The sequence below is a fragment of the Nibrella viscosa genome (assembly GCF_039541875.1).
Taxonomy (GTDB): domain Bacteria; phylum Bacteroidota; class Bacteroidia; order Cytophagales; family Spirosomataceae; genus Nibrella; species Nibrella viscosa.
The window spans coordinates 123,582-142,215 of sequence record NZ_BAABHB010000002.1 but is presented as its reverse complement, the minus strand read 5'-3'; the positions used below and the strand labels follow the sequence as shown (position 1 = coordinate 142,215).

Genomic DNA, 18,634 nt, shown 5'->3' with positions numbered 1-18,634 from the left:
TTATGAGCACTGAGGCAGGCACACAACTAGTGTTGCATACTTACCTTCCTGGCTCTCTATAGCCATCTCTCCCCCATGCCCTTTGGTGATAATATCATAGCTCAGACTCAGCCCTAAGCCCGTACCCTGCCCCGTCGGTTTAGTGGTAAAGAAAGGCTGGAAAACCTTATCGCGGATGCTCTCGGGTATGCCAGTGCCGTTGTCCTTCACCCGCAGTTCAAGCAGTCCATTCACCTGCCGGGTACTCACCCACACTGTCGGCTGATAGTCGCTTTCGGCTTCCTCACCTGTCCCAGCCACCATCTTTGGGATCTGCCGCTGCTTTTGCCGAACGGCATAGAATGCATTGTTGTACAGGTTGAGCAGCACCCGCCCCATGTCCTGCGGAGCTATCGTCACCGGCTTCAACTCCCCATCGAACTGTGTACAGAGCTGCACCTGAAAGTCGGGGTCCTGTGCCCGCATGCCGTGGTAGGCCAGCTTCAAGTATTCGTCGGCTAACTCGTTGAGATTAGTGGGCCGGCGTTCCCCGGTGCTGCTGCGGCTATGCTCCAGCATAGAACGCACTATGGCCGCTGCCCGCTGGCCGTTCTCTGCGATGTAGCTCATGTTCTCCTTTAGCTCCGCCGACAGATCTCTGATGGACGATATATCTTCTTTGTCAACACTCTCCAGGAGTTCGTCGGCCATCTCGACAGAGACCTCGGCGAAGTTGTTAACGAAGTTGAGCGGATTTTGGATCTCGTGGGCAATACCGGCCGTCAGTTCACCCAACGAGGCCATTTTCTCTTTCTGAATGAGTTGCTGCTGGGTACTCTTCAGTTCCTGAAGGGTTTGTTCCAGGTTATCCCGTTGAGCCTCGATCTCTTCCTTCTGGTGCTGAATCTGTTCGGTACGCAGCGCTACCTTCTGCTCCAGCAGGCGGTTTTCACGGCGTAAGGCACGTGACCGGTATTGGATAAATGCCCAAAGCCCCGCGACAAACCCTACTACGTACAGGCTGTACGCCCACCAGGTCCGCCACCAGGGAGGACGAATAGCAATATACAGCGTTGTGCCTTTTTCATTCCATACCCCATCATTGTTGGAGGCCTTTACCCGAAACACATAGTCGCCGGGCCTGAGCTCGGTGTAGCTGATAAACCGGCGAGTGCCGCTGAAGACCCAATCTTTATCCACACCCTCCAGCTTATACGCGTACTGGTTCTTCTCCGGGGCGTTGTAGTTAAGGGCTACAAACTCGAAAGACAGGTAGTTATCTGTATAGGGTAGTTCCAGATGATCCGAAAGAATGGGCCGGGGCTTATCAAGCACCTTTAGGCCAGTGATATAAACCGGCGGGACGGCGGTGTTATGGCGAATACTATCCGGGTTAAACATGACATACCCGTTTAACGTGCCGAACAGCAGCTTATCTTGATACTTCTGGTGTGCCCCCAAAGTAAACTCGTCGTCCGGCAGTCCATCGTGTATACCATATGTATGGAAGGTCCTGGTCTTGGGGTTAAAGCGACAAAGCCCTTTGTCGGTACCAATCCATAGATTACCCCGGTCGTCTCCCGTCAGACTAGCGATGTGATTACTGGGCAGCCCGTCATGCGTGCTAATGAAGGTAATGCGGCCAGTCTGAGGGTCCAGTCGGTGTACCCCACCCTGGTTAGTGCCTACCCAAATGATGCCTGCTGCATCCTCGTACAGGGCTCTCGTGTCCTTATCGTTCAGATACCCAGATTTAAAGGTTGGACTCGCTTCGTAACAGTAGAACTTGCCGGTCTGCTGATTTAGCCGGGCCAATCCTCCGCCTGTAGTGGCCACCCAGATCTCATTTTCCCGGCTGATCATCAAATCATAGATATTGGCATCTTTGAGGCCGCCGGGCTGGCCTGGCTTGTAGAGGTAATAAGAAAAGCTCTGGCTGGCAGGGCTGAACGATCCTATACCTCCCTTATCTCCGGCGGCACCAACACTAAACCATATTTTACCATTGGAGTCCTCCACCATCCTGCATTGTTTGACCGGCTCCTGAGTAGGGAAATGCCTGAACTGACCCGTAGTGCGGTTATACAGGTGCAGACCATCAGGGGTAGCTGCCCATACCTGCCCCTGCCGGTCTTCAAGAAGGCCCCTAACGAGGTTAGCGGCCAGATTGCTGGTATCGGTGGGGTTGATCCAAATCTTCTTCAGGGGTTTGCCTATAGCATCGGCATGGTAGAATCCTTTGGTTCTGCCTACCTGGGCATTTCCGGATGTGGCCAGCCAGAGCGCACCGGTATGATCGGCCAGTAAACTGGTGACCCGGTTGTCCGGCAACTGAACAGAAGGCGGTGTAGGTTTTACCTGATACGCCTGAAAGGCTTTCCGGTGTGCCGTCACTCTATAGACTCCGTTGTAGGTGCTGATCCAAAGGTTACCGGTTTGATCAAACAACATTCCGGTAAACGTCATCTGTCCAAGCTCACCTGTACGCACTGGATCGGGAGCCACGTTGATAGCCTCACCTGTAGTAGGATCGATCCGGAGCACCTTATCCTCGGTAAGGGCCCAAAGAAAACCAGAGGTATCCTCACCGATGAACCCGTAATTAACCTCTTTTCCTACCACTCCTTTCACCAGAAAAGGCGTAAATCGCAGGGAGTCATCTTTGGTGTCAGCCCGAAATAGGCCCTCTCCCTTCGTACCTATCCATAAAATGCCCTTGTGGTCGATATATCCTCGAACGGTTTTTGGCGATGGCAATGGAAAAAAGCGGTACTTTCCGGTAGTTGGATCTAAACAGGCTACTTTCCCATCCCGGCTTCCCGCCCAGATTCTGCCTTGGGGATCGCTTCCTACCTGCCTCAGGAGATCGGATGCAGGAAACAACTTATATTGTTTAGTATCAGGATTAAACCGGGCTAGGCCCTGATTTGATGTCCATATATGGCCCTGCTTATCGGCGTAAACAGAAGATAAAACATTCCACACCACGGTAGAGGTAGGCCTGATGGGGTAAGCAATGACCTCGCCCGTTCGTTTATCCACCTGGTGTAGACCGCCACCAAGAGTGGCTACCCACAGGCGTCCCTTGAGGTCCTCAGTAATGGCGGTGATGATGTTGTGCCTCAGGGTACGGGTAGGGTTACGCGGGTCTGGTTTAAAACCGGTAAACTGATATCCATCATACCGGACAAGGCCGTTAATGGTGCCAAACCACATAAACCCCTCCCGGTCCTGATAAAGACTCCAGACGGATCGCTGCGGCAGTCCCTGCTCTGTGGAAATATGCTCGAAACGAAACTCCGGCTGAGCCTGACTCTCTACGCAGCTACAGACTAGTAGCAAGGTCAGACTTAGGAGCAGAAGCGGTGATAAGGTCTTCATAGAGCGTAAATAGAGTTTAGACAAAACCGAGGACTATTTCTCACCATTGCGAATCAGGGGTTAAATCGTGACGACACATGTCGTTCCCTGCCCCTCCTGACTTTCTATAATCATTTCTCCCCCATGTCCTTTAGTCACAATGTCGTAGCTCAGACTTAAACCTAAGCCCGTGCCTTGCCCTGTTGGCTTTGTGGTAAAAAAGGGTTGAAAGACCTTGCCGCGAATACTGTCGGGTATCCCCACCCCGTTATCCTTCACCCGTAGTTCAACATGACCGTTCACCTGCTGCGTGCAGACCATCACCTGTGGCTGGTAATCCACTTGTTGGCTCTGCTTCTGCCGCACGGCATAGAAAGCGTTGTTGTACAAATTGAGCAGCACCCGGCCCATATCCTGCGGGGCTACTATCACTGGCTGTATCTCCTCATCAAACTGGGTACAAAGCTGCACCTGAAAATCGGGGTCCTTCGCCCGCATGCCATGGTAAGCCAGCTTGAGGTATTCGTCGGCGAGTTCGTTGAGGTTGGTGGGTCTTCGCTCGCCGGTGCTGCTGCGACTATGTTCCAGCATCGAGCGAACGATGGCCGCTGCCCGCTGGCCGTTCTCGACAATGTAGGTCATGTTCTCCCGCAATTCGGTTGACAGGTCTGCCGCATTGGTCACCTCACCTTTTTGCAAACTCTGCTGAAGTTCATCGGCCATTTCGACGGAGACCTCGGCGAAGTTGTTGACGAAGTTCAACGGGTTCTGGATCTCGTGGGCGATGCCGGCGGTGAGTTCACCTAGGCTGGCCATTTTCTCTTTCTGGATCAGTTGTGCTTGCGTGGTTTTGAGCGTATCAAGAGAATGCTGGAGTTGGGCCGTTCGTTCGGTTACCTTCTGTTCAAGGGTTTCGTTTTGCTGGGTCAGCATGAGTTGTTTTTCCTGTTCCTGAGCCAGCGTCTGGGCCGAAAGCTGTTTCACCGCTGCCAACTGAGCCGCTAAACTTTTGCTGGTAAACGCGAACTCGGTGGCGAGGTAAACGGAAAGAGACAGAGGAATGCATAGGGTACCGAACGTCTCGAAAGTATTACTATAGATGTCAGTTGTAGAGAATGGAACCAGGGTAGCAAATATGGGTGTAAACATACTCAGGTACCGTAGGCTAAGCCCAGTGAGTGAACACACCATGCCGACTAACAGGATTGTTGCTCCCCGATGCTTTTGCCGGACGGCCACCACCGTGACGCGCAGGGCTTCGGTGGTCATTACAATGGTTGACCCTATTTCAATCCAGAGCACGCCGTTCTGATAGTCCACCCAGTAGATAACAGCGAGCAACCCGCAGGCAACAAGACTGACCCGGTAATAAACTGACCTGGGAAATGCGTAAGCAGTATAAAGGGCCGTGACCAAAAAAACATAACCAACCGGATAAAGTAAGGCTCTGACCAAACCGAAATACGTTATCGTCGCTGTATCGGTAAGCAGCCCATTTGACCATAATCCCAATCCCAGCCAATGCTGAAAAAAGACCAGCGATGAAATGGCAAAAAACAGATTGGCTCGTTGGCGAGGATAATAAATAAAGAGAAAGAAGTGTAGCAGAGCCAGGATCAGAAAGACCCCTGCCTTCGAGTAGACGTAAATATTGGTGATGTTACGATACAAGAAATAACGATAGAGCCGGCTGACGGTAGTCGCCGATACCACATACAATTGATTCGGTGCATTCGCAAATCGATTGTACGGTAGATTGGGCTGGCAAGCAATCCGTACCGCCAGCACATACGCTGATTCTCGGGTTCCGGGTAAGCTAATCTGCTGGAAGTAGGCATGACTGGCTTTTACCTGATTTGGTGTTGGTGAGAGCTTACCGTACCGTTTACCAAGACAGCCATTGATGTACAGCTCAGAAGCAGCAGTCTGGCGGACAACCAGGGTTAACGTTTCTTGTTGAATGAGGAGACTATCAGCCTTAATATGCAATCGGAGCCAACCTATACCGGCTTTTCTTACCTGGGGTAACTCGATAATGTCTTTTGCAGGGTCAATGGTTTCCCATGCACTATCATCAAAATCTGGCCTGGCCCAGTCGGGATTATCACCGGCCTGCCACTTCCATCCCTGATTAAGGAGGATGCCTTGTGGGGGCAGACTGTCGATGCGCAAAACAGGCTGTGCCTGACCCGCCGAAATCGTCAGCCAGCAGATAAGCATATAAGGAATTATCCGGCGCATAAGGAACAGTCAGGCAATGAGAACAGAATGCGTAGCCACTACTGCCAGGTAAACTTCGACAAAAGGGCTGAATCCGGCTGTCACATTTCAGCCATAAACTAGTGATTTTCGGCCAATCAAATGGTATAGCTTTGTGTAAGCGGTTAAAGAGAAACCAGTAGGCGAACGATCAACCCGGTGAACTTCTCTGCCACAACAAGTCCAGCTATAAATTCTTCACTTCTGTCCACGGAACTGCCGTCAAATGATCGTTGATGAACTCGTTCTGAATACCCCCATGAATGAGTATACCCATACTGGCCGGCTGGTACTTTTGCCAGTAGGTTAGTCCACGCAACATACTATTTTCGATTGTCCGTCCTGCCTTGATCTCCATAGCCACCGTTTCGTCACCACGTTCACAAATCAGATCCACCTCGTTACCCGCACTGTCGCGGAAATAGTACATCCCTTCCACCTGGGCTTCGTTGAACCTATTTTTTCGGATTTCGGCGACTACCCAGTTTTCAAAAACGGCACCATAGCCACTGTATTTTTGAAGCGCGGCTTCGGTTCGGATACCCAGCAGAAAGCACAGCAAGCCTGTATCATAAAAGTAAAGCTTTGGGCTTTTGATAATTCGTTTGTTCAGGTTGTTGTACCAGGGGTGTAACTGGAAGATCAGATAACTGGCTTCCAGCAAGCCTAACCAGGCCAGAATGGTCTTGGTGTCGACACCCGTTTTTTTAGCCAGATCGTCACGGTTCATTAATTGCCCGGCGTAAGTAGCGCACAGATACACAAATCGGTTGAAAGCGGCCAGATTTGTTATGTTTCGGAGCAGCCGTACATCGCGTTGTACGTAGGTCTGCACATAACTGCCAAGCCAGGTGTGGGCATTCAGGTGCTCATGCCATATTTCGGGATAGCCACCGGTCAGAATGTGTTTACGAACATTGTCATGGGCTAAACGGGCCTGTACCAATTCTGCGTAGCTTAATGGGAGCAACGACAAATACCCTGCCCGTCCTGCCAGTGATTGAGCTACCTGTTCCTGCAACAAAAAGTTGTTGGAACCCGTCAGAATGAACTGTCCCCGCGCTGAGTCAGCATCCAGTCTTCCCTGCAAATACCGGAAAATCAATGGGCTACGCTGTACTTCGTCGAGGATTGCTCCCTGTGTGAACTGGTTTAAAAAACCTTCCGGGTTTTGTTCGGCTTCGTATTCGGTACCTGGATTCTCGAAGCTCACATAGGGTTTATCGGAACACAACAGTCGGCTCAGCGTAGTTTTACCACTCTGGCGTGGGCCGGTCAGACAAACAGCCCTGAACTGAGTAAGGGCCCGTTGGGCTTCGGGCATAATCATCCGCTCAATCATTGAATTCCATTTTTACAAATTTTTGTAAATATAGAGTCCAATTCCATTTTTGCAAATTAAGACCAGTTAACCCGGTATTTTTACTGTAAACGTCGAACCCGCGCCCACCTCACTCTCCAGGGCCATCTCTCCCCCATGTCCCTTTGTGACGATGTCATAGCTCAGGCTCAGCCCTAAGCCGGTCCCTTGACCGGTCGGTTTGGTGGTAAAGAACGGCTGATAGATTTTGCTGATAATCTCCTCCGGTATGCCGGTGCCGTTGTCCTTTACGCGTAGTTCGAAATATCCATTCACCTGCTGAGTACTCACCCACACTATCGGTTGATAGTCGCTTTCGGCTTCCTCACCTGTCCCAGCCACCATCTTTGGGATCTGCCGTTGTTTCTGCCGCACGGCATAGAACGCATTGTTGTACAGGTTAAGCAGTACTCGGCCCATGTCCTGGGGAGCCAACGTCACCGGCTTCAGCTCGTCGTCAAACTGGGTACAGAGCCGCACCTGAAAATCCGGGTCCTGCGCCCGCATGCCGTGGTAAGCCAGTTTGAGGTATTCGTCGGCTAGTTCATTGAGGTTAGTAGGTCTTCGCTCGCCACTGCTGCTGCGGGAATGTTCTAGCATGGAGCGCACAATGGCCGCTGCCCGTTTGCCGTTGTCCACAATGTAACTCATGTTTTCCTTCAATTCTGCCGACAAGTCGGTCACGGCAGCCAGGTCTCCCACCTCGACACTCTGCTGAAGTTCATCGGCCATCTCCACACTCACCTCGGCGAAGTTGTTGACAAAGTTCAGCGGATTCTGGATCTCATGAGCAATGCCGGCCGTGAGTTCGCCCAGCGAGGCCATCTTCTCTTTCTGAATGAGTTGGTTTTGGGTGGCTTTAAGCGTGTCGAGCGATTGTTGGAGTTGAGTGGTTCGTTCGGTCACTTTTTGCTCCAGCGTTTCATTCTGCTGCGCGAGTAACTGCTGCTTTTCCTGCTCCTGTACCAGTGTTTTGGCCGAAAGATCCTCCACCTCCTGGAGCTTCAGACTCAACTGGCGATAAGCCCAGGCAAACTCCAACGATAGAAACAGGGACATGGCAACAGGAATAGACAGATAGGCCACATTCATAAATAAGTGAGTGTATACCCGATAAGGCCCCTGAGGCACGTATCCCATATAAGTCAAAGTTCCTAAAGACCTTGAAATGACGTATATAAGCGCCCCGGTTGCAATGAACCAGGCTCCCTGTTTCTTTTTTAGGACTGCTACTAAGGCAACTCTGGCTGAATCTATATGAATAGCGATTGGTAAAAACCAGATAGATACTTCGTAAATAAAAAAGGGCAGTGGCGTGTAAACCAGACAGACGGTGATTACCAGCCAAAAAATCAACCCTTTTGGGATGTTAAATAGAGCGTAAATAGCGGCCAACGAGCAAAGCAATGGAAGCCCGTATAGCGAGAGAACGGTGGCTAACAGATAGAATCTAAGGTCAACAGACGTAGTTAGAAGAGCGATAACATATAGAATTCGGGTGAAAAGCATTGACGCAGCAAACAGCAGAAAGTACAGGTTTGCTTTTCGCTTTGGGGCGTGCCAGTATAGCCCCAGGTGAAGAATGGTTAGCAACAGGAAAAAACCTAATTTTATAAAATCAGCTAACAGCGGTTCGAGCTTACTGGCAAAGAAACTAGCTGTTTCCTGATTGGTTTTATTGAGCCTGATAATAAGCAGGGGATTAGTTCTCTCACCGTACCTAAACTGAGGAAGGCTTTTTTTGAACGAAAATCGCACGGCAAGCACCTGTTCTGTTCCGGTTGACAGCGGTAACGCCATCGGCTGCCCCAACGGGTTATACGTTTGAACCTTGTCCTGATCTGAGCTTACCTGACCAAAGCGATAAATCTGCTTTCCGTTCAGGTAAATTTCAGAGGCTCCCATCTGGCTGACCATCACCACCAAAGGTTCATTCGCCAGCGCCTGGACAACGCTTAACCGTAGCCGAAACCATCCCAACCCGCTTTCCTTAACTTCTGGCAAATCGTAAAAATCTTTAGTAGGGTCAATGCTTTCCCAACTACTGTCGTCAAATTCCGGCGTTGCCCAGGCGGGGTTATCGCCGGCCTGCCACTTCCAGCCTTTGTCCAGCAGAATGCCTTTTGCTGGTAGGCTGTCGATGCGCAAAACAGGCTGTGCCTGACCCGCCGAAATCGTCAGCCAGCAGATGAGCAGAAGAGGAATTATCCGGCGCATAATGAACAGTCAGACGATGAGAACACAACGAGCAGCCACTACTGCCAGGTAAACTTCGACTAAAACGCAGTAACAGGCTGTCACTTTTCTGCCATAAACTAGTGATTTTCGGCCAGATAAGCGCCAGGTTAAACGCTGTTGACGTTTGTACTATGAAATTACTCGTTAGCCTGTTTGAGCACAGAATTAAGGAGAGACTCGGAAACCCAGAATTTTGTCTGTTCGGTCAGGTCGACAAGCACGGGGCGTATCGCTGGAATTAAACCTTCCTCTTTCGCAGCAAGCAGAATACCGAGCGTTCCAATAACGGGAATTCCCAGTTCCTGCGCAATTCGGCGGCCGGCATGATCGTCCATCAGCACCACATCCGCGCTAATTTCCTGAGCAAGAGTAAGTGCTTCGGCTTCACCAGCGTCCATATCAACTAACAGGTGCTCAACCGTTTGAGACCTCTGGACTGGGTGTATGGCCAGCCAGTGCGGGTGGGCAGATGATAACCAGTTAGCCAGGACATCGTCTGCCATCAACTCATCATACACTTTCTGCGGAATTATAACCTTTCCATACAAGGCCGGCAACAGCGCAAGCAGGCGTATTTTGTAGAAGGCATTCAGAATGGAGGTATCACTAATAACAATCATGATACCGAGCGACCAAAACGGAGAGCACCTTGTTTTTCCAGTGTGGCAACATCCTGACGCAAGTCTTCTTCCGTGTAATTAGGCCATAAACCGCGTTGCCCTAATTCTTCTTCAAAAGCAATACGATGGAGGTTGGTCAGTCGCCGGGCCTGTGCCATGGTTAACTTACCTGTGGCGTAAAGCTGAACGGCCAGTTCAAGCCGGAGTTGATCATCAGATAAACCTGTTCTGGTAATTATTTCATCGTTCAATTCAAGCAGCATAGCCGTCTGTTTGTTGGTGTAAGCTAATATAGTAAGAATGCCGATAAACTCCCTAACGTTTCGCTATTGCTTCAATCCCTGGCGGGTCACCTAATAATAACACCTCGCTTCTCTGCTTAAAGAGGCAACTGAACAACGAAGCTGGTGCCTTCACCTTCCCGACTCTCCACCTGCATCTCTCCACCATGCCCTTTGGTGACAATATCGTAGCTCAGGCTCAGACCTAAGCCGGTACCCTGACCCGTCGGCTTGGTGGTAAAGAACGGCTGGTAAATCTTATTCACTATCTCCGGCGGTATGCCCGTGCCGTTGTCTTTTACCCGTAGCTCCACGCTGTCGCCCTCCGTATGTGTGCTGACACTCACCAACGGCTGATACGCCCCTCCGGCCGACCCCTCTCCCGGCCCAACCCGTCGGACCGCGCCTGCCTTTTCCCGCACAGCATAGAAGGCGTTGTTGTACAGATTCAGTAACACCCGGCCAATATCCTGCGGAGCCACCGTGACCGGTTTTAGCTCACCCTCAAACTCGGTACAAAGCTGTACCTCAAAATCAGGGTCTTTGGCCCGCATCCCGTGGTAAGCCAGCTTGAGGTATTCGTCGGCCAGTTCGTTGAGGTCCGTAGGCCGGCGCTCCCCGGTGCTGCTTCGGGAGTGTTCCAGCATCGAGCGCACGATGGAAGCAGCCCGCTGGCCATTTTCGACAATGTAGCCCATATTCTCCCGCAGTTCGGCGGTAAAGCCATGCACAGCAGCTATATCTCCGCGCTGCACACTTTCATCCAACTCCTGTGTCATCTCGATAGAGACTTCGGCGAAGTTATTGACGAAGTTCAGAGGGTTCTGAATCTCATGGGCAATGCCAGCAGTTAGCTCACCCAGTGAGGCCATTTTCTCTTTTTGGATGAGTTGGCTTTGGATGGCTTTGAGGGTGTCGAGGGATTGCTTTAACTCCTGGGTACGTTCGGCTACTTTATTTTCCAGTGTTTCAGCGTACTGCGTCAGTTCTGCTTTCGACTGCCGCAGTGACTCGGTCATCTGGTTGAAGTTCTGTGTTAGGAAGCCGATCTCATCCCGAACCTCAACAGGCACTTCTACTGTCAGGTTACCCTCATTGACCTGTTGTACTCCGGATAATACGGCCTCCAGAGGACGGAGCAGGTTGCGACGAAAGAAAAGGGGAAAGACAAGTACGATCAGCAGGGATGCCAGTGGAATTAGCAGAACCAACATAAACAGAGGCTGCTGGCTGTTGCGGTAGTTTTCACCTACACCATACAGGAGGAACCCTAACAAGCCAAGCAGTATCATCGTCAGACATAGAAACAGGCCTATCACTTTAGCCAGAAAGGAGTTAGTCTCACTGGTAAAGTTCATGTGAATAATAGCCACTGAGGTAGTCTGGACTAAGAGTAACACGAAAAAAACGAAGTGCCACCAGATAGGCAGGTCTGGCAGAAAATGGGCACTAGAAATATGCAGCCAGGTCACAAACAGCAGCAGACTCCAACCCGCCAAATGCCAGTACAGCCGACTTTCGCGAGGTAAAGAATACGGATTCCATCTGAGCAATATAGTAGATGGTGATAGTGTTAAACCCGGTAATGCAGCCCTGGCTGCCCAAAGGGATTTACGTAAATACAGGATAACTACCCAGGCATAAATAAAAATCTGAATACAGTCATTAATCAGTTCTCTTCCCTGGTCCCATCGGCGCGTAGCAAGCAGGGCAGAGATGAGCAATAAGGAACCAACTAAAAGCACCCATGGCATCTCACGCTTAAAGGGATTAGTTCGATAGGCGTAACCAAACCATAGGTGATAAATAGCGATAAGGACAAGCAGAAAATTTTGGCTCAGAAGTATGCTCCCATACCAAGGTACATGAAACGAATAGCGGGCGAAAAAAACAATATAGAATAAAGTCAGGATGATAAACATGCAGGTCATTAACCACCCATCTTTAGACTTATTGGGAGTTCTCAATAAGTAAAACGTTTGAACAGAACACAACGCGAGCTCTGCCATGACAGCTACCGAACCTGGATGAAGAATAAGCCATTTCATAATGTAGTCAATGATGCAAGCTGGTAAAGCTATACGGTGAAAGCGCAGTAATTATCGCTCTACTCCACTGTTACTCAAAAGCTACTACTTACCCAATATACGCAAAGTCACTTCGTGTAACCAACGGTTATTAAACCACCCGTCACTAATTACTGGTGGAGACCCGGCCGCGCTCTTCTTCGGAGCCGGTAGCCCGGCGGTTGGCTCCTTTGACCGTCTGGCTGCCGAAACTGCGGCTGTAGGTCAGGCGTACGGTGCGGGGTTCAGTGCGGTACCCGTAACCCCCGGTGGCTCCTCCGCTGACGTAAGCATCCATGGCCCGGCGGTTGGTCCAAAACAGATCACTGACCGACAAAGCCAGCGAACTCCGCTTATCGATGAATTTTTTCTGGATGCCCACGTTGACGCTGCCAAACGGATGAACCCTGGCGAGCCCCCACAGCATCGCCGACTGATAGTATAGGCTTAATTCACCCGTAAAGCCTTTGGGCAGTTTGACCGAATGAATCTGGTTGACGCTGCCATAGCGATTGTCGTATGCAACCGACCGGCCATTAATCTCGGTACTCGCCATCTGCCAAATGCCAATCAGGTTAGTCTGTACCTGCCACCAGTTGGTGAGCACCAGCGGGAAACTGAACGAAGCCGATGCGGTATGGAACGAGCGTACATTTTCGGGGGTGGTAAGCGACCGGTTGAGCGTCGAGTCGAAACGGACGCGGAATCGGTCCAGCGCGTTGCGGTCATGGCTGTAGCGAACGGTCAGCAGCCAACTGCTCCGGAACCGGTACGTAGCCTGCCCGATGTCGGTGAGCGTAGGTAGCAGCGCCGGATTGCCCGTTACAAATGTCTGCGGGTCCACAAAAATCACCCAGGGGGCCAGCAGAGTGTAATCTGGCCGCTGTATCCGGCGACTGTACGACAGTTGAAGGCTGGACGTCTTGTTTAAGTCGTGCGACAGAAACACGCTCGGAAACAGGTTGCCGTAGTTCCGGGTGACCAGGCTGGGGTTTTCCCGCGTACTGACATACGTACGGGTATGTTCATAACGCAGCCCGGCCTGAAGCTTTGTTTTAGCCGATAAGCTCTGGTTGAGCATGCCATAAACGGCACGGATGTCGTCGCTGAGTGCATAGTTCTGGCTAAAGGCGGGGTCAACCTGCCAGTCAGCGCCAATAAGCCGGTTGATTAACACTTCGTTGGTCAGGCGCGTGCGGGTGCTCTTGGCCCCCAGCTCCAGTTTGGCTTTTGGGCCGAGCGGCTGGCTGTAGTCGGCTTTCAGCACCCACATCCGAATGGGGGTCAGCTTGCTGCTGTTGATGGCCTCCTGCCGTTGCTCGTTCGTCAGCAGGTTATTGAACTGGCTGCGGTAATCGTGCGGATTGGTGTTGAAGTACTGAAGCCGGTCGGCATCCAGGCTCAGCGTGCGGTCTTTGCCGAAGCTATGGCGCAGATTCAGGTTGACCATTCTCTGCGTCCAGCGGTTCACTTCCCGGTCCTCAAATTGATTCTTCTCGGTGAGCAACGAACCTTGCTGAAGGGTAACGCGGCTGTCTTTTTGAGTAGACATCTGGTTGAAAAAACCCGTTACCAATCCACCAACCGTGGTTCGGGCCGACAGCGTATAGTCCACCCCCAGCCGGCCGTTAGCGTTCTGCATCAGCGGTTTGTGCCGGACCAACGACCCATACAGATTCTCGACGCCGTTAAGGGTAAACCGACGGTCGGCCCAGAAATCGTGCTGCTGCTGATCGTACAGCCCTGAGACATCGCCAAAGAGGCTAAGACGCCCGCTACGGTGGTTGAGATTCACCGAACCGGCCGATTTTTCGTGAAAACCATAGCCGGCCGTCAGGTTGTACGAGCCGTTGGTCCCTATCGACACATCTTTTTTGAGGATGATGTTGATGATGCCCGCGTCGCCCTCTGCATCGTATCTAGCTGAAGGACTGGTGATGAGTTCGACCCGTTCAATATTACTGGCGTTCATGCCGGCCAGTTGCTGGATAACGGCATCGAGCGGCAGGCGGCTGATCTTACCGTTGATCATCACCGTTACCCCCGACTTACCAATGAGCGAAAGTGCATTCTGCTGGCGGTTGACCATCACGCCCGGTGAGCGTTCGAGCACATCGAGTGCCGTACTGCCGGCCGCCGATACCATACTACCGACATTAACGACCAGTTTATCCAGGTGCTGCTCAAACAAGGGCTTTTTGGCGGCTACTGTTACTTCGGCCAGTTGTTTGGCTTCGGGAGCCAGCACCAACGCCGGTACCTCATACGGTGTAGCGTCGGACAGGACAACCGGAGTGGAATAAGCTTTTTGATACCCCAGCATCGAAACAGCTACCCGGTACGTACCCTGGCGCACGTTATCGATGGTGAAGTGGCCTGTTTCGGTCGTGACCGCGCCCTTTACCAACGAGGAGTCTTTGCCGCTGAGCAGCAGCACGGACGCAAACGGTACAGCTTTGCCGTTGTTTTCCTGGACGGTTCCGCGAATGGATTGGCCGAAAACGGTCAGGACAGATAATGATAAGCAGAAGAGGAAGGTTATTAAGCGTTTCATGGCAGCGAGAAGTTTGTCTGAAATCGTTGAGACAAACTTCGCCGGCTCCGTAGAGAAAGGCTTTTACTTTTCGGCCATAAAACAGTGATTTTCGGCCAGATGAGGGAACGGTCGGAGCATTGGCGGTCAATATCAGCCCACATAGGGGGTGCCTGGCCGCTTAACCGACCCCCTTGCTCGTCCGCGATTGCATCGCGAGACGGGCGAGAATCGCGTCTGTGACGCGAGTACCGCTATCTACTACTTTACCTATCAATTTTCACAATAGGTGTTGTTCCAAGTCTTGCCTCCTACATGTGCTCGTAATGACTGGTAAAAACCTTCATCAACTGACAATTTGTACTTTAACGGCACTGGATCAATGGTTACCTTTTTACATTGCCGAAGCACCAAACCTGAAAGGGCAACTATACAGCATGTTTACTGCGTTAAGAAGGCACTAATGATGTCGGTAATTTCCTGTTTTTGCCCTGCTATAGCTCTATCCCATGCGGTTCCTATCAATCCTAAGGGTATCGGTACGAACCGTAACCGGCTGTATTGCACGTTGCCCGACCGTTATATCTTTCGTTGGGCAATCCTTTCGGCTACAACTGATTATCAGCAGACTACTAAATAGAAAAGCGAAAAAGGCGTACTTGGATTTAAAGACGGTCATATCGTTCGCAAAATTAGAAAACGGCATCGGCCGGCAGGAACAATTTTCTGAAACCTTTCCTACCTTAGCTACCCAAACAGCCGGCACGTGCCGGCTGCTAAACCCCAATCCATCATGTATACGAACGCTAAACCCATCAAACGCGCCGTGTTAGGTAGCATGGCCGTAGCTTCATTGTCCTTATTAGCCGCTCCTGCCTTTGCTTACACCGCTGGCAACAACCAGTCAACGCAGCAGGAGCAGGCAAAAGGTGAAAAGGTAGCCAATGTAAGCATCAAAGGCATGACCTGTAACGTGTGCGAGAATAAGGTGAAAGAAGGTGTCTCAAAAGTGAAAGGCGTCTCCGACGTAAAGGTATCGCACGAGCAGGGTACGGCCGTGGTCAAGTACGACCCGAAGAAAACGTCGCTGCCTGAAATCCAGAAAGCCATAGCGGCTTCAGGCTTTGAAGTTGTATCGACAAAAGTGAACTAAGTACAGGAGGTCGGAGCCGAATGCCGGCTCCGACCTCCTCAGGTTTCAGCCACGCCAAACGACCGCTCGGGAGCCTGAGCCTCCTGCTGCATAAATTCGTTTGGCGTCATCCGGGTAAACTCCTTAAAGTCACGAACCAGGTGCTGGTAATCGTAATAATCTAGGTCTACGGCGACAGTTAACCAGTCTTTATCCGGATGGGCATTTCTGATCCGGATGGCATTCCCGAATCGGGCAGTTCGGGCGTATAGTTTAGGGCTGATACCCTCCCGCTCCACAAACTGGCGGTAAAACTGCCGCTGACTCAGACAAGCCTGGTCGGCTAGCCAGTCGAGGGATACGCCCGCCGGACTTTGAAGAATGACCTGACTCACCCAGACAATAGGCCGGAACCGTTTCTTTGCTCTCCGCACCAGATACAGCAGGAAATCTTCAACTACCGTAATCATTTCAGTATATTGTCCGCAGTAGCTCAGCCGCTCATTGACCCGGCAGATTTCCGTAGAGAATATAGCTTCGGCATCGACAAAGGTATTGGTCAGTTCGTGCGACGGAATGCCCGTCAGCCGGAACAGCGCACCGGGCTGAAACTGTACCTGAAAGATCAGGATGTAGCTGCGGTAGGCAGTACGGCGGCTGAATCCAGGTCAGGGCTTTGTCGACACCGGCCTGGTCCATGCACCGGAGCAACTCGTCGATGGTAATGCTGTTGCCGCCCGTCGGTTTGGGCGATATATGGGTATCCGCGTCAATAATCATGGTACTAGCCGGCAAGAGTGTAACAGTTCGGGATCAGGGTTAAACGGTATCAGGTGAGCCAGTCTCGGATTCAGCCAGCAAACCGACCGGCGGTTGCGGGTTACCGGAAAATCGGCCGGCTTGGCTCCCCTGGTATCTGCAAAGCGGTCTGCGCGGCCCACTCGCCCTGTTCGCGGGCTACTTTAGTCTGACCGTATACCGCAATGGGCATTATAAAATCATCGCCGGCCACGACCGGCCGACGCAGGGTCCGGGCAACAAACGCTTTCGCTTCGTCATTCTGCCAGCCCCGGATGCTGCCGTTGGCGGTTGGATAATAGCGTCGCATGGTTTCCAGCGTCTCCCGAATCGGCACCACTTCCAGCATCCCGGTCACATTGGCCACCGGCAGGCCGTACCCCTCCGCCGACCAGTTAACGCCACAGAACACCACCGGGGTCGCCGTATGCTTCAGGTACGGTACCACCACCTCGCGCACGGCATCGTCGTCGGACGCCAGCACCAGATCCGGCGGCCGGCGTTTCAGCGTTTCCGCCACTCGGCGGGCGTTCACCTGCATCTGTTCGGGATGGCGCCTGGTATCCATAAACACCACCTGAAGGTCCACACCCCCGGCATGTGCCAGCGTCTGCCGGCCATCACCGAATCGCTGGAACCGTAGCCCTCGTGGTAGGAGTTGATGTACAGCACCCGTTTCTGCCTCTGGGCCAACGAACAGCCCAGCAGTAGAGCCGCAGCCAGATCATCAGACCCAGCAACAAGAAAATACCCGCAATAACAATCAGTAAGGCGTTCCAGGGGTTATTTAGCAAAAAACGTAGTAACAGACCCGGCCGGCGCATCGTACAGCAGCGTTCCTTCACTGGTCAGGCTGTAGTCGCCCACGGGCTGGTATTGCTCATAGGCGACGTTCTGGTAGCGGTTGGCCTTCTCGGTGGTGCGGAACGCGGCAAACCGGCGGGCATTGGTGCCTTTGACGGCCACCACGATTTTCCGGTTGTACGCCGACGGATATTGGTCACCACAAAGGCATCGGGATGCCGGGTACCGTTGGCGGCAAAGGCAATGATGGGCATTTCGGAATCCATGGAACTGGTGCGGGCCACGGCCATGCCGGGTTGTCCGGCGCGGGTCAACACCGGCGACCTGACCATTGCCAACGGCCACCGCCTTACCCGGGATTTGCTGCAACTGGACACCCCACCCGACGCCATTTTTGCCATTTGTGATTCAGCCGCCTTCGGAGCCATGCAGGCTATCAAAAGCCGGGGCCTCTGCATACCCAACGACATGGCGCTGGCCGGCTTCACCGACGAGCCCGTAGCCGCCCTTGTCGAACCGGCACTGGCCACCGTAGCGCAGCCCACCTTTGCCATCGGGCAGATTGCCGCCCAGCTGTTTCTGGCCCAGATCCGGGGTGGAGCGAGTTACCAGCCGACGACTCAGGTGCTGAAGACCCGGCTGGTTATCCGGGAGTCGTCGCAGAAAAAGAGCAACAGCCGGTAAACTCCGCACGGCAGGCCTAAACACAAGAAAGCGGTGCCAGACCCTGCCGGCACCGCTTTACTACTCTCTACTAGCAGCTAACGCTGCTCTCACCAAACCGTCAAAAAACCAACCCTACAGTTAGTATTGTCTATTGTCGTTCGAGTGCCACCTGGCGGCCGCTAAGCATTGAGAGCGTGCGAACCCTGACCTTCTGCACCAGGGTGTGCCGGTTGTCGGAAATAATGACCCGGTACAGGCCGGTGGGTAACTGATTCATATCCAGCCGGGTCTGCACCGTACGGTATGGACGGCCGATCTGTTTGCCGATCAGCAGTTCGCCCTGTTCGTTTCGCAGCTCAATGGAAACCTGGTGGCTCTGCGGCTTAGTCACCACCACCGCCAGCTTACGATCGTTGTCGGTGGGGTATACCTGGGAGCTGAAAGCCATTTTGTTTTCCGGCTTTTTGGTCCAATTGACAAAGGCCAGCGAAGACATAGCTCCCAGCAGGCAGATAATAAGTGTGAGTTTCATGATCGT

15 protein-coding genes are annotated in these 18,634 nt (G+C 52.2%); 3 read left to right on the top strand and 12 right to left on the bottom strand.

What is annotated here, in order from left to right; translation table 11 throughout:
• The 8 genes from ABD931_RS05280 to ABD931_RS05245 form a co-directional block, all read right to left on the bottom strand.
• Positions 1-3,360: a sensor histidine kinase gene (locus tag ABD931_RS05280; protein ID WP_345264683.1), complete on the bottom strand. Its 3,360-nt coding sequence runs from the start codon at positions 3,358-3,360 to the stop codon at positions 1-3.
• A gap of 60 nt (positions 3,361-3,420) precedes the next feature.
• A complete protein-coding gene (locus tag ABD931_RS05275) occupies positions 3,421-5,580 on the bottom strand; it encodes a sensor histidine kinase (RefSeq protein ID WP_345264681.1) in 2,160 nt (719 codons plus the stop codon).
• A 205-nt stretch (positions 5,581-5,785) separates the two neighbouring features.
• Positions 5,786-6,940, bottom strand: coding sequence for an ATP-binding protein (locus ABD931_RS05270; protein ID WP_345264679.1), 1,155 nt, complete (start codon positions 6,938-6,940; stop codon positions 5,786-5,788).
• Between the two features lie 66 nt (positions 6,941-7,006).
• Positions 7,007-9,175, bottom strand: coding sequence for an ATP-binding protein (locus ABD931_RS05265; RefSeq protein WP_345264677.1), 2,169 nt, complete (start codon positions 9,173-9,175; stop codon positions 7,007-7,009).
• A 158-nt stretch (positions 9,176-9,333) separates the two neighbouring features.
• Complete coding sequence (locus tag ABD931_RS05260; RefSeq protein WP_345264675.1) at positions 9,334-9,816, bottom strand: PIN domain-containing protein; 483 nt, start codon at positions 9,814-9,816, stop codon at positions 9,334-9,336.
• The gene (locus tag ABD931_RS05255; protein WP_345264673.1) at positions 9,813-10,079 is read right to left on the bottom strand and encodes a UPF0175 family protein; all 267 of its coding nucleotides are present in this window, start codon (positions 10,077-10,079) and stop codon (positions 9,813-9,815) included. The genes ABD931_RS05260 and ABD931_RS05255 overlap by 4 nt, the downstream gene beginning before the upstream one ends.
• A gap of 116 nt (positions 10,080-10,195) precedes the next feature.
• A complete protein-coding gene (locus tag ABD931_RS05250; RefSeq protein ID WP_345264671.1) occupies positions 10,196-11,455 on the bottom strand; it encodes a sensor histidine kinase in 1,260 nt (419 codons plus the stop codon).
• Between the two features lie 835 nt (positions 11,456-12,290).
• Positions 12,291-14,717 (bottom strand): TonB-dependent receptor, encoded by a 2,427-nt coding sequence (locus ABD931_RS05245; protein ID WP_345264669.1) that lies wholly within the window; start codon positions 14,715-14,717, stop codon positions 12,291-12,293.
• A gap of 772 nt (positions 14,718-15,489) precedes the next feature.
• Here ABD931_RS05245 and ABD931_RS05240 point away from each other — a divergent pair.
• Positions 15,490-15,849, top strand: coding sequence for a heavy-metal-associated domain-containing protein (locus ABD931_RS05240; RefSeq protein ID WP_345264667.1), 360 nt, complete (start codon positions 15,490-15,492; stop codon positions 15,847-15,849).
• Between the two features lie 38 nt (positions 15,850-15,887).
• On the opposite strand, the gene ABD931_RS05235 is transcribed toward ABD931_RS05240, so the two are convergent.
• Positions 15,888-16,298, bottom strand: coding sequence for a helix-turn-helix domain-containing protein (locus ABD931_RS05235; protein ID WP_345264665.1), 411 nt, complete (start codon positions 16,296-16,298; stop codon positions 15,888-15,890).
• A gap of 9 nt (positions 16,299-16,307) precedes the next feature.
• On the opposite strand from ABD931_RS05235, the gene ABD931_RS05230 reads away from it, so the two are divergent.
• Positions 16,308-16,553, top strand: coding sequence for a hypothetical protein (locus ABD931_RS05230; RefSeq protein WP_345264663.1), 246 nt, complete (start codon positions 16,308-16,310; stop codon positions 16,551-16,553).
• A 155-nt stretch (positions 16,554-16,708) separates the two neighbouring features.
• On the opposite strand, the gene ABD931_RS05225 is transcribed toward ABD931_RS05230, so the two are convergent.
• Positions 16,709-17,194 (bottom strand): hypothetical protein, encoded by a 486-nt coding sequence (locus ABD931_RS05225; RefSeq protein WP_345264661.1) that lies wholly within the window; start codon positions 17,192-17,194, stop codon positions 16,709-16,711.
• 215 nt (positions 17,195-17,409) lie between these two features.
• Entirely contained in the window at positions 17,410-17,595 is a 186-nt protein-coding gene (locus tag ABD931_RS05220; RefSeq protein WP_345264659.1) for a hypothetical protein, read from the bottom strand.
• Positions 17,596-17,673: 78 nt separating this feature from the next.
• Between ABD931_RS05220 and ABD931_RS05215 the strand changes: the two genes are divergently transcribed.
• Positions 17,674-18,114, top strand: coding sequence for a substrate-binding domain-containing protein (locus ABD931_RS05215; protein ID WP_345264657.1), 441 nt, complete (start codon positions 17,674-17,676; stop codon positions 18,112-18,114).
• Positions 18,115-18,244: 130 nt separating this feature from the next.
• Here ABD931_RS05215 and ABD931_RS05210 read toward each other — a convergent pair whose 3' ends face one another.
• Positions 18,245-18,628 (bottom strand): T9SS type A sorting domain-containing protein, encoded by a 384-nt coding sequence (locus ABD931_RS05210; protein ID WP_345264655.1) that lies wholly within the window; start codon positions 18,626-18,628, stop codon positions 18,245-18,247.
• Positions 18,629-18,634: the final 6 nt, after the last annotated feature.